Annotated in this window: 16 protein-coding genes and 3 pseudogenes; 16 read left to right on the top strand and 3 right to left on the bottom strand. The window is 37.2% G+C overall.

Going from position 1 to position 12,112, the window contains the following annotated elements:
• From WKT11_RS19465 to WKT11_RS19410, 12 genes and pseudogenes are all read left to right on the top strand, one after another.
• Positions 1-243, top strand: a pseudogene (locus WKT11_RS19465) (hypothetical protein); the annotation flags it as partial.
• Positions 244-422: 179 nt separating this feature from the next.
• Complete coding sequence (locus tag WKT11_RS19460) at positions 423-632, top strand: DUF6219 family protein (protein WP_008708189.1); 210 nt, start codon at positions 423-425, stop codon at positions 630-632.
• Positions 633-635: 3 nt separating this feature from the next.
• Complete coding sequence (gene bcp / locus WKT11_RS19455; RefSeq protein ID WP_118247816.1) at positions 636-1,091, top strand: thioredoxin-dependent thiol peroxidase; 456 nt, start codon at positions 636-638, stop codon at positions 1,089-1,091.
• Positions 1,091-1,837 carry a peroxide stress protein YaaA gene (gene yaaA, locus WKT11_RS19450; RefSeq protein WP_005421606.1) on the top strand — a complete coding sequence of 249 codons (747 nt, stop codon included), beginning with the start codon at positions 1,091-1,093 and terminating at the stop codon, positions 1,835-1,837. Before bcp ends, yaaA begins: the two co-directional genes overlap by 1 nt.
• Before the next feature lie 89 nt (positions 1,838-1,926).
• A pseudogene (locus tag WKT11_RS19445) lies at positions 1,927-2,127 on the top strand (rubrerythrin family protein); the annotation flags it as partial.
• Positions 2,128-2,148: 21 nt separating this feature from the next.
• A pseudogene (locus WKT11_RS19440) lies at positions 2,149-2,511 on the top strand (L-lactate dehydrogenase); the annotation flags it as partial.
• 27 nt (positions 2,512-2,538) lie between these two features.
• Positions 2,539-2,913: a desulfoferrodoxin family protein gene (locus tag WKT11_RS19435; RefSeq protein WP_019161208.1), complete on the top strand. Its 375-nt coding sequence runs from the start codon at positions 2,539-2,541 to the stop codon at positions 2,911-2,913.
• A 91-nt stretch (positions 2,914-3,004) separates the two neighbouring features.
• Positions 3,005-3,163 (top strand): rubredoxin, encoded by a 159-nt coding sequence (locus WKT11_RS19430; RefSeq protein WP_005339874.1) that lies wholly within the window; start codon positions 3,005-3,007, stop codon positions 3,161-3,163.
• A 153-nt stretch (positions 3,164-3,316) separates the two neighbouring features.
• The gene (locus WKT11_RS19425) at positions 3,317-4,063 is read left to right on the top strand and encodes an SDR family NAD(P)-dependent oxidoreductase (RefSeq protein WP_019161209.1); all 747 of its coding nucleotides are present in this window, start codon (positions 3,317-3,319) and stop codon (positions 4,061-4,063) included.
• A 92-nt stretch (positions 4,064-4,155) separates the two neighbouring features.
• Positions 4,156-4,461, top strand: coding sequence for a thioredoxin (gene trxA, locus WKT11_RS19420; RefSeq protein ID WP_118247817.1), 306 nt, complete (start codon positions 4,156-4,158; stop codon positions 4,459-4,461).
• A gap of 12 nt (positions 4,462-4,473) precedes the next feature.
• On the top strand, positions 4,474-4,794 hold the full coding sequence (locus WKT11_RS19415) for a rhodanese-like domain-containing protein (RefSeq protein WP_005421613.1): 321 nt from the start codon (positions 4,474-4,476) through the stop codon (positions 4,792-4,794).
• A gap of 1 nt (position 4,795) precedes the next feature.
• Positions 4,796-6,493, top strand: coding sequence for an FAD-dependent oxidoreductase (locus WKT11_RS19410; RefSeq protein WP_118247818.1), 1,698 nt, complete (start codon positions 4,796-4,798; stop codon positions 6,491-6,493).
• A gap of 114 nt (positions 6,494-6,607) precedes the next feature.
• Here the strand turns inward: WKT11_RS19410 and WKT11_RS19405 are convergent, their stop codons facing one another.
• Positions 6,608-7,291, bottom strand: a complete 684-nt coding sequence (locus WKT11_RS19405; protein WP_044997044.1) for a Crp/Fnr family transcriptional regulator — start codon at positions 7,289-7,291, stop codon at positions 6,608-6,610.
• A 110-nt stretch (positions 7,292-7,401) separates the two neighbouring features.
• On the opposite strand from WKT11_RS19405, the gene WKT11_RS19400 reads away from it, so the two are divergent.
• From WKT11_RS19400 to trxB, 4 genes are all read left to right on the top strand, one after another.
• A complete protein-coding gene (locus WKT11_RS19400) occupies positions 7,402-7,704 on the top strand; it encodes a hypothetical protein (RefSeq protein ID WP_243098885.1) in 303 nt (100 codons plus the stop codon).
• Positions 7,705-7,849: 145 nt separating this feature from the next.
• A complete protein-coding gene (locus WKT11_RS19395) occupies positions 7,850-8,623 on the top strand; it encodes a NifB/NifX family molybdenum-iron cluster-binding protein (RefSeq protein ID WP_340285690.1) in 774 nt (257 codons plus the stop codon).
• A gap of 288 nt (positions 8,624-8,911) precedes the next feature.
• Positions 8,912-9,277 carry a thioredoxin family protein gene (locus WKT11_RS19390; RefSeq protein ID WP_082419326.1) on the top strand — a complete coding sequence of 122 codons (366 nt, stop codon included), beginning with the start codon at positions 8,912-8,914 and terminating at the stop codon, positions 9,275-9,277.
• Positions 9,278-9,294: 17 nt separating this feature from the next.
• Positions 9,295-10,221: a thioredoxin-disulfide reductase gene (trxB, locus tag WKT11_RS19385; protein ID WP_117677480.1), complete on the top strand. Its 927-nt coding sequence runs from the start codon at positions 9,295-9,297 to the stop codon at positions 10,219-10,221.
• A gap of 355 nt (positions 10,222-10,576) precedes the next feature.
• Here trxB and WKT11_RS20125 read toward each other — a convergent pair whose 3' ends face one another.
• A complete protein-coding gene (locus tag WKT11_RS20125; protein WP_445291960.1) occupies positions 10,577-11,101 on the bottom strand; it encodes a hypothetical protein in 525 nt (174 codons plus the stop codon).
• Positions 11,102-11,145: 44 nt separating this feature from the next.
• The coding region (locus WKT11_RS19375) for a helix-turn-helix domain-containing protein (RefSeq protein WP_445291959.1) at positions 11,146-12,112 on the bottom strand (967 nt) is incomplete at its 5' end.

Genomic DNA, 12,112 nt, shown 5'->3' with positions numbered 1-12,112 from the left:
TTTTTTTGTCCTTTTTATCCAATTTTAAATTGTAAAGTTTCTTTTCATTCGACAAAATTCTCCACAGACAGAGGATATGCGACGAGCATTGATATGAACATCTATTTATGGAAAGAGGATATTGAAGACGGGGAATCGGTAATGACAGCCGAATATAGACCTGTAGAATACGGAAAGGACTATGATGTTGTCAATAATCCTGATAAATTTCAACTATATATAGATGGAAAAGAGATTAAATAGTAATCTCCTGAAAGCATGCTCTTTGTCAATTATTTCAAAGAAAAATTAAAGGATAACAATACATAGTTTTGACAATGATATTTTGAAAAATTTTATAGGAATGCTCTATTATCAAATTGACATAGGAATATGGTAGCGTATAATTAGAATTGAATACACTGAAAAAATGGAGGAATTACATGAAAGCACATAAATATTGGTCAGTAGGAGCTTTAATCACAATGATTGGAACTTTTTATACAGGATATAAAGGGTTAAAAGCAGCACACAAATACTTTGCATTTGGCTCTCTGATATGCATGATTATGGCAGTCTATTCTGGTCATAAAATGATTTCGGGTAATAAAAGAACAAGAAAACAGGTGAAAAATACAAAAGCTGAGGAATAGTAAATGTTAGAGTTAGGAATAAAAGCACCGGATTTTAAATTGCCGGATCAGAACGGAGAAGTGCATAAATTAAGCGATTATGCAGGGAAAAAAGTGATCTTATATTTTTATCCAAAGGATAATACACCAGGATGTACGAAGCAGGCATGTGGCTTTTCTGAGCGTTATCCACAGTTTACTGAGAAGGGAGCTGTTATTCTCGGAGTAAGCAAGGACTCTGTAGCGTCTCACAAGAGATTTGAAGAAAAATACGGACTGGCATTTACGCTATTAGCAGATCCGGAGCGTAAAGTTATTGAAGCATATGATGTCTGGAAAGAAAAGAAAAATTATGGAAAAGTATCTATGGGTGTAGTAAGAACTACATATCTTATTGATGAGCAGGGAATCATTATAAAGGCAAATGATAAAGTCAAGGCTGCAGATGATCCTGAAAATATGCTCAAGGAATTAGATTAATGAAGATAATATTATCCCCTGCTAAAAAGATGATTACAGATACTGACAGCATAGCGCCGGATGGATTGCCTGAATTTATTGAAAAGACGACAGAGATACAAAGTTGGTTGAAAAGTAAGTCAAAAGAAGAACTGAAGACTATCTGGAAATGTAATGACAAAATTACAGAACAGAACTTCAATAGATTGGAAAACATGGATCTTTATCATTTACTTACCCCAGCTGTCTTATCATATGAAGGAATTGCTTTTCAATATATGGCTCCATCCGTGTTTGAGGACAGTCAGTTCGAGTATGTACAAAATCATTTGAGAATAATATCTGCATTTTATGGTGTGTTAAAACCAAGGGATGGTGTGACGCCTTATCGTTTGGAAATGCAGGCGAAGGTTGGAATAGGAGAAACAAAAAATCTGTATGAGTACTGGGGAGATTTATTATACCGCTCAGTGATTGATAACAGCAGGATTATAATCAATCTGGCATCGAAAGAATACTCTAAGTGCATAGAAAAATATCTGACACGACAGGATAGATACATTACGATTACATTTTGTGAGTTATCAGGAGATAAACTGGTGACAAAAGGTACATATGCTAAGATGGCCCGTGGTGAAATGGTTAGGTTCATGGCTGAAAACAGAATTGAAAATCCTGAGGATATTAAGAAATTTGATAGACTAGGCTATTCATTCCGCTCTGATTTATCATCAGATGCAGAATATGTTTTTGAACGGAAAAAATGATGATTGAATGATTATTTTAAATAAAAGGTAATCAGTAATATTGATTATTATAATAATAGTAATTATTACTATTATCTATTGACAATAAACAGATTGAGAAGCACCACGAAGAGAGATATCGTGCACTTCTTAAGAATATTGAAACTGCACAGGTGTTTGAAAAGAGTGAAGTAAAGGTATGGGAATGCCGTAACTGCGGGCATATTGTGGTAGGAACTAAGGCACCTGAAGTATGTCCGGTATGTAATCATCCACAGAGCTATTTTGAAGTACATGAGGAGAATTATTAAGGGGGATGAGATTATTGCGAGAGTGAAATGTGTGAAATGCGTGGACATTACAAGCACAAGGAAAACACGGCAGAAATAGCTACAGCAGTCAGGAACAGTGCTTATGAGATTATAAACAAAAAGCACGCTACATATTATGGAATCGCAATGTCTGTAAAAAGAATCTGCGAAGTGATTATGAGAGATGAAAAATCAATACTCTCAGTATCTCATATGATTCATGGAGTATATGACATTGACGGAGTATCGTTAAGTATGCCGGTTATTGTAGGTGCAGATGGCATTGAGTCTGATATACCTATTAATTTAAGTGGAGAGGAAGCGTTAAAGCTTAAGGAATCCGCAGATTCTTTGAAAAAGATTATAGAGACAATTGGATTATAAATTTTACATATGGAAGGAGATAAAAGCATGGAAGTAAAGTATTATATATGTAAGCATTGTGGAAACATTGTTGAAAAGGTAAAGGATAAGGGTGTACCTGTAATTTGTTGCGGAGAACCTATGCAGGAATTAAAAGCCGGAGTGACAGATGCTGCTGTCGAGAAGCATGTACCTGTATATACGGTAGAAGGCAGTCATGTTCATGTCGTGGTCGGAGAAACAAAACATCCAATGCTTGAAGAGCATTTCATTGAGTGGATTACATTAAATACAAACCAGGGAATATACAGAAAACAGTTAAATCCAGGGCAGGAGCCGATAGCAGATTTTTGTCTTTGCGATGGTGAACAGGTAGAAGAAGTATATGCATATTGTAACCTGCATGGATTATGGAAATGCTAAAAGCATTTATACATATTAAGGTTACAGAACAGCACAAATACAACAGTAATATATGCTGTGTATTAATATATTTATAAGGAGGAACAAACTAATGAAATATGTATGTGACGTTTGCGGATGGGAATATGATGAAGAGGAAGGTTATCCTGAAGGTGGTATTGCACCAGGAACAAAGTGGGAGGACGTTCCAGAAGATTTTGAATGCCCATTATGTAATGTTGGAAAAGATCAGTTTTCAGAAGTTGAATAAAATTCTGATTATTTAAATACGGATAAATAAACAAAAACCCTGGTGCGTGTGAGCAACAGGGTTTTTTATTGCGATAGTTTGTGATGATATCACAGAAAATGATTTACCTTTTGCTTATAATGTAACTACAAACAAAGTAAGGAGGTAGTCTAAATGAGATTAAAAGATAAAGTTGCAATCATTACGGGTGGAAGCCGTGGTATAGGATTTGCTACAGCTGATAAATTCTTGAAGGAAGGTGCTTCAGTTGTGTTGGCAGCAAGTTCACAGGAATCGGCAGATATTGCTGTAGATAAATTAAAAGAAAAATATCCCAATGCAATAGTTGCTGGAATTAGTCCAAATCTGGCAAGCATGGAGTCTGTCAGAAAGGCTTTTAAAGAGGCAACTGAAAAATATGGATGTGTCGACATACTGGTAAATAATGCAGGGATTTCAGAAAACACCTCTTTTATGGATTATACAGAGGAGACTTTTGATAAAGTCATGGATCTAAATGTAAAAGGAGTATTTAATACTACTCGTGTAGCTGCAGAATGTATGGTGGCAAGAGGCAAGGGGGTCATTCTCTCAACTTCTTCCATGGTGAGTATTTCTGGACAGCCAAGTGGGTTTGCTTATCCTGCGTCCAAGTTTGCAGTAAACGGATTGACTGTATCATTAGCAAGAGAACTAGGACCTAAAGGTATTCGTGTTAATGCTGTTGCACCTGGGATTACAGAAACTGATATGATGAAGGCCGTGCCAAAGGAAGTTATCGAACCTATGATTGAAAGAATTCCATTGCGTCGTCTTGGACAGCCAGAAGATATTGCCAATGCGTTTGTGTTTCTTGCTTCAGATGAGGCGAGTTACATTACAGGTGTTATATTAAGTGTAGATGGTATGGCAAGAAGTTAAGTTAATGAGGTATGGTGATGTAATCACGGAAAATAAATGAAATTAAGACTATAATAAATCTACAAAAAGAAAAAGATAAGGAGGACTGTAAAATGTCTGCTATTAATATCAATAAAAATAATTTTCAGAACGAAGTACTGAATTCCGATAAACTCGTTCTTTTAGATTTTTGGGCATCTTGGTGTGCACCTTGCCGCATGGTAGTACCTATTGTAGAGGAGATTGCAAGTGAGCGTAGAGATATTAAAGTTGGAAAGATTAATGTAGATGAAGAACCTGAACTGACAAATAAGTTCAGTATTATGAGCATTCCGACTTTAGTGGTTATGAAGAATGGGAAGATTGTACAGCAGGTTTCAGGGGCGAGACCTAAGAATGCGATTTTAGAAATGCTTTAGGGAGGTGTGCTAATGGGATTTTTTGATCTCTTTAAACAGTCGAATATTAATCAAGGCATAGAAGAATATAAAAGGACTGATGATGCAGTTCTGCTGGATGTACGTACACCGCAGGAATATCAGGAAGGACATATACCAGAAAGTAAAAATGTGCCGTTGCAGCAACTTGACAATATTGCTTCTGTAGCGAAGAATAAGGATATCCCACTGTTTGTATACTGTTATTCCGGTTCACGAAGCCGCCAGGCAACTGGGATACTGCAACGAATGGGATATTCTAAAGTAAATAATATCGGTGGCATTGCAGCTTACTCAGGAAAGGTGGAAAAATAAGATGAAGGTAATAATTGTAGGAGGTGTAGCCGGAGGAGCTACAGCCGCAGCAAGAATACGCAGACTGAATGAGCATACTGAAATTACTGTGTTTGAAAGATCCGGATACATATCCTATGCAAATTGTGGGCTTCCATATTATATTGGAGACGTGATCACAGACCCGGAAGAACTTACACTACAGACACCAGAGAGTTTTTTTAAACGCTTCCGTATTAACATGAAAATTCATCATGAAGTTATCTCCATACATCCGGAACGTAAAACGGTTTCAGTGAAAAATTTAGAGAATGGTGAGATATTTGAAGAAAAATATGATAAGCTGATCCTCTCTCCAGGTGCAAAGCCAACACAGCCGAGACTTCCCGGAGTAGGTATTGATAAACTTTTTACACTTCGTACTGTAGAAGACACTTTTCAGATAAAGGAATATATAAATAAGAATCATCCAAAATCGGCTGTATTGGCAGGTGGCGGTTTTATTGGTCTGGAACTGGCAGAAAATTTGAGGGAGCTTGGCATGGATGTTACGATTGTCCAGCGGCCTAAGCAGCTGATGAATCCATTTGACCCGGATATGGCATCCATGATCCATAATGAAATGAGAAAGCATAGAATAAAACTGGTACTAGGCTATACAGTAGAAGGATTTAAAGGAAAAGACAATGGAGTGGAGATCTTATTAAAAGATAATCCATCCCTTCAGGCTGATATGGTGGTGCTAGCAATCGGAGTCACACCAGACACAGCATTAGCAAAAGAAGCTGGTCTGGAACTTGGCATCAAGGGAAGTATTGTAGTGAATGACAGAATGGAAACTTCTGTACCGGATATTTATGCAGCAGGTGATGCAGTTCAGGTAAAACATTATGTTACGGGTGATGATGCGCTGATTTCTTTAGCGGGACCTGCTAATAAACAGGGCAGGATCATCGCGGATAACATTTGTGGTGGTGATAGTCGTTATCTGGGCAGTCAGGGAAGCTCCGTTATCAAAGTATTTGATATGACAGCAGCCACTACAGGTATCAATGAAACCAATGCCAAAAAGTCAGGATTAGAGGTAGATACAGTAATTCTTTCTCCTATGAGTCATGCCGGTTACTATCCTGGTGGAAAAGTGATGACCATGAAGGTGGTTTTTGAAAAAGAAACCTATCGTTTGCTTGGTGCTCAGATTATTGGATATGAAGGCGTTGATAAACGTATTGATGTGCTGGCAACAGCAATTCATGCAGGGCTGAAGGCAACCCAGCTGAAAGATTTAGATCTCGCATATGCACCGCCTTATTCCTCTGCCAAGGATCCTGTAAATATGGCTGGATTCATGATAGACAATATAGCGAAAGGTACCTTAAAACAATGGCATTTGGAAGATATGGATAAGATTTCTAAAGATCAAAATGTGGTGTTGCTGGATGTGAGAACGGTAGGTGAATTTAACAGGGGTCATATGGATGGATTCAACAATATTCCTGTAGATGAACTGAGGGAACGAATTAACGAAATTGAGAAAGGAAAGCCTGTGTATCTGATATGCCAAAGTGGTCTGCGCAGTTACATTGCCAGCCGTATTCTGGAAGGAAATGGATATGAAACATATAACTTTTCCGGTGGATTCCGCTTCTATGATGCAGTGGTTAATGACCGTGCGCTGATCGAAAGGGCATATGCATGCGGTATGGATTATAAAAAATAATCATAATATTTTTATAATTTTCTCGTAATATAAAAAGATCCCCCATTTATTAGAATGACTTTCATAATTCTGATAAATGGCGGATTCTTCTTTATATGTTACAGAAAAACAATTTTATGACCTTTGGAGTGTTTCCAGTCTTTTTGAATCAAGGATTGTGATTTTGCCGCGGGAGAGTTTGACGAGACCCTCGCCTTGAAAGTATCGAAGCATTCGAGTGATAACTTCCCTGTGGGAACCAAGATGATTAGCAATCGTCTCATGAGTGATTTTCAGCTCGTTTGTTCCTTCGATAGAGGTTTCTTCTAAAAGAAATGAAGCAACACGCTTATCCAAACTCTTCCACATGATTTGTTCAATCAGCCACATGACATCAGAAAAACGGGTAGCCATTAACTCATTGGTATAGTTTGCGACAGGAGCAGATTCCTTCATGATGCCCTTATAGATTTCAGCAGGAATGATCCAAAGATCAGTATCTTTTTCTGCTTCAATGGTTACTTCAAATTGAATGGAGCGTATGATACATGAGGCGGATAAAAGACACATATCCATATCGAACAGACGGTAAAGTGTAATCTCTCGTCCTTCATCTGAAAGCATGTAGGTTCGAAGCTGCCCGGATTTAACCAGTAATAATCCAGTACAATCCAGGTTTCCATTGTGAATGATTGTTCCTTTTTTTACATACTGTGTGATTAAATTGTCTGAAATTAGTTTTTTCTGTGCTGTATTTAAGTCATTCCATAGTGGAAAATAATTTTCGAAGTTCATAACCGTTATCTCCTTTACGAACATAGTATACTTGTTTTTTTTAGATGCGTCAATTATATAATTGACATATGCCATAAATAAAAATATACTGATTATAATATATGACGGTTGCAAATATGAGGGAGGGATAAATAATGCAGGGAGATGTCAGTTTTACATTTTTGGACCGAATTGAAGAAGTAGAACTGAATATTGTAGATAGACGATGGCAGTCTGCACTGGCATTGGCATTGACTTTGCCAGATATTTGCGGAGAACGCTGTTGGCAGCTCCGGTGTGAATATCTTCATCAAAACAAAGGATTTTTAAATGATGAAAAGAATATACACTTTCATCTTGGATTAAACTGTGGAATGTCAGTTTGTCAGCTGGACAGTATGAACATACAGGAGAACAGAATCGATATTCGTATAGACATAGAACAGTTTTGTATGTGAATGTGTAAGGCAGCAAAGAGTTACTATGATAAAGTTAATTTGGAAAAAGACTTTAGGTGGTTCATAAAAGGCATATGTCAAAAATGTTATTGACATATGCCTTTTATAGGATTATTATATAAAAAAAGCGAGAAAGGAGCAGTTTATGCCGAGACCAGTAAAGTGCAGAAAAATCTGTCATTTTCCCAATACTTTAGAATTTTTTCCGGCAGATAATACTGAGAAAAAAACACCCATTGTTCTGACGGTAGATGAGTATGAGACAATTCGTCTTTTGGACAAGAAAGGTTATAGTCAGGAGCAGTGTGCAGCATCTATGCAAGTCGCAAGAACAACAGTTCAACGGATTTACGAGATTGCCAGGAAGAAAATAGCAGATGCACTTATTGATGGACATCCGCTTAGAATTGAGGGTGGGGATTTCATAATCTGTGACGGTCAGAGCAGCAACTGCAGCTTTGGAGGATGTTATAAACAGGAAATTTACCAAAAATATGCAGAAGAAAAAGGAGAAGGTATCATGAGAATAGCAGTAACATATGAAAATGGACAGATTTTCCAGCACTTTGGACACACAGAGACATTTAAGATTTACGATGTAGAGGAAGGAAAAGTAGTACATTCAGAAATAGTAGATACGAATGGAAGCGGACATGGTGCATTAGCGGGAGTTCTTAATGCATTGAATGCAGATGTTCTGATCTGTGGCGGAATCGGAGGCGGTGCACAGACAGCATTAGCGGCAGCCGGTATTAAGCTTTTCGGAGGAGTTTCCGGAGATGCGGATGAAGCAGTAGAAGCCTTTATTAATGAAACACTGGATTACAATCCGGATGTGAAGTGCTCTCACCATGAGCACAGCCACGGGGAAGGACATACCTGTGGTGAGCACGGATGTGGAAGCCATAGCTGTCATTAAGAAGAATAGTGAAAAATAATAATACGAAAGGATGTGCCAAGGTAATGGAGAAGTTACCGTAGCGCATCCTTTTTTGTTATTTTCATATTGATTATTTCTTACTTGTCGAAAGTAATGAATTGAACGTATAATACTCCCAGCTTTTTGTAACTGTCAAAGATGGGAGTATACTTAATTTATTGAGATGTGTCAATTATATAACTGGCATATGCCGTAAATAGAAATAAAAAGAAGCGTAATAAAGTAAATTATTTTTTCTGTGATATCATCACGGAAGCAAGATCTTTTATGGGGTATATTAAGTTCAAACAGGAGAAGGGGTTAAAAAATATGACATCAATAAATATAAATAAAGAAAAGTTTGGACAATTAATTCATAAGGAAAAACTGGTTTTGGTTGATTTCTGGGCACCTTGGTGTGGTTATTGCCGTAGAATTGGAGCAGCTTATGAAAAAATAAGTGAAGAATACAGCGATATTCTTATTGCAGGAAAAGTAAATATTGATGAAGAACCACAGATTGCAGAAGCTGAAAAGATTGAGATAATTCCTACGCTGGTTTTATATCGAGATGGAAAGGCAATAGATTCTATTGTTGCACCCGAATCAAAAAAAATGATAGAAAACTTTATTAATGAAGCTTTGGAAAAATAAAATAGGAGGACTGTTGTATGAATGAAAATCATGTTTACGATATGATTATCGTGGGAGGAGGACCTGGTGGGTATACATCAGCATTATACGCAGCCAGAGCAGGACTTGAAACAATTGTTTTAGAAAAATTATCTGCAGGTGGCCAGATGTCACTGACATGGCAGATTGATAACTATCCTGGTTTTGAAAATGGAATTGACGGATTTTCATTGGCAGAGAAAATGCAAAAACAGGCGGAAAAATATGGCGCTAAAAGTGAATATGCAGAAGTTTTTAATATGGATTTAGCAGGAAAGCTTAAGAGAGTAGAAACTAGTTCGGGAATTTATATTGGGAAAACAGTAGTGATAGCTACAGGAGCAAATCCAAGAGAACTTGGTCTTGATAAAGAAAAAGAATTGATAGGTCATGGAGTTGCTTATTGTGCCGCCTGTGATGGTATGTTTTATAAAGATAAGATTGTGGTTGTTGTTGGTGGTGGAAATTCTGCTGTATCAGATGCTACTCTTTTAAGTCGAATTGCTAAGAAAGTTATCATTGTTCATCGAAGAGATACATTACGTGCAACAAAAATTTACAATGACCAGCTGATGAAAACTGAAAATATAGAGTTTCGATGGAATAGTACAGTAAAAGAACTGCTTTATGGAGAACGATTGACTGGTGTGCGGTTGAAAGATACAGTTACAGGAGAAGAAAACATTATAGAATGTGACGGCTTGTTTGTGAGTATAGGAAGAAAACCGACAATAGATTTTTTAGATAATCAGATAGAACTGGATAATAAAGGATATATTGTGGCAGGTGAAAATACTGAAACGAGTATTCCAGGTGTTTATGCTGTAGGAGATGTCAGAACAAAGTTACTTCGTCAGATAGTAACAGCTGTTGCAGATGGTGCTATGGCAGTACATATGGCAGAAAAATATATAGGGAAAATGTAAAGTGAATTCCGCCTTTATGCATAGGAATTGTTTGGTTAAGTTAAATAATGAAACAGAAAATAGTCATTTTGATAGACCATATTTACTATAAATAATCAGAATTTGAATACTGAACTTTTTATACTGAAATATGTACGATTTCAATAATGACATGAACTTAAGGGAACGTATTGCGGATACTTTGTGAACTTTATCCTGATACAATGATTATGCTGATGAAAGAAGGCATGTATTATTGTTTTCTATATTGATATTAGGACAGAATGTTGTCAGCTATAATGTGCAAAATGAATTACGTTTAATTAAAAAAAGATTTCCGCTCAGCTATTCTTTAAAAGAAAAATTACAATGCAAGTCAGTTATTGGAAGAGTATTCAAAACAAAAAGTAAGTGAAAGATAATATACTTTATCCCCATTCCAGACAGGTACGCAGAGCATGACACTCACAAAGCAGTGTCCATTCAGATAGTTGGAACCGTTGTGTGCGGCATGGTCAAACAGTTTTGAAACATTTTCAAATTTTGTGCCAAATTTAGATATCATCGTATCATCCACGCACAGAAATACAGGCTGCGTCTGCAATGAATCCGGTATCAGCTTCAAAACAATCCTGACAGTAGTATTCATAAATCTGGAATAATCAACCTTTGCATAGGAACATGCATAATAAAATACATTCAGTGATTTCTCCGTTATTCTGGATAAAAAATGCTGATATAGAAACCGGATGGAATGTGCGGATTCTAAGGCCAGTATGGATAATATCAGCAAAAATAAGGTATCTGCTGTCGGAACAGAAAAAGTTGTAAAGTGGTGTAAATTATAATAATCAGAGTCACTTCCTATAATATAAGAAATGACTCTGACTTCATTTGTCATGAGTTTCTAATAAAAATATTTATTGTGAAAAATGTTAGAACCCGTCAGTTGGAAGTATTTCTCTCTAAATTTTTGCGGCGCTTAAATTCTAATGGCGAAGCGTTGAACTGCTTCTTAAATGCCGAAGAAAACTTGCTTTGATTCAAATAACCAACTTGTTCTGCAATTTCCGATACAGATAAGTTTGTAGTAGTGAGTAATTCAGCAGCTTGTTGCATACGAACTTCACGTAAATAAATTGATATATTTTGACCATAAACTCCGCGAAAGTAGTTCTTCAGGCTGGTTTCACTGACGGAAAACTGTGCAGCCAGTTCCCACGCAGGATGGTGTTGGCGCAGATCAGAAGTGATGATTTTTTCCACACGTTTTGCAATGTCTACCTGTGTTTCTGTGAAGAATGTGCAGGCTTGGGAAGGTGGTATTTCTTTCAGATTTTGAAGCAGTGAAAACAGGGCAAGGGTATAGATTTTCATTTGTGGGATTGCCAGCGGAACAGAAATATCCAGTAATGACCACAGCTTTTTTAAGACTTCTTCTATCTCAGTCGTAACCGACGCAATATAAGTACCCCCATCCGGGCAGTAAAGATCTCTGAGTCTGTGGAAATCAATATCAAATTCAGCTTCTACCCAGGAGCTTTGAGCATTTACGGTATCCATATCCACAAAAAACTCAATTCCTTCATAGATTCGGCGGGGATAAACGTATTGCTGTCTGGCGAATCGTTCGGTTAAGGATATCTCCCCATCTTTCACATACACAAAGTTCCCGTTATTCAGGATGAGTTCGCATCGTCCTGTTACACAGTAATTTAAGAGCAATGGTCCTGTTTCCATGGAGCCATTATCGTGAAAGTCTGGGGCTGTCCAGACAGGAGAGTTCACAAAAATATAAGCCAATGTAACTCCTGGGAACAGAGGGAAAAAAGTCATGGAACCTTTCCCGTCTCTCTCCTTTAGAATGAGTTCTGCGCTAAATTCGCCCCGTTTTATAGATATACCTGGAATT

Source organism: Blautia sp. HCN-1074, assembly GCF_037890165.1.
Lineage (GTDB): Bacteria > Bacillota > Clostridia > Lachnospirales > Lachnospiraceae > Blautia_A.
The sequence above is the reverse complement of the archived record's forward strand: the minus strand, read 5'-3'. Positions and strand labels throughout refer to the sequence as shown.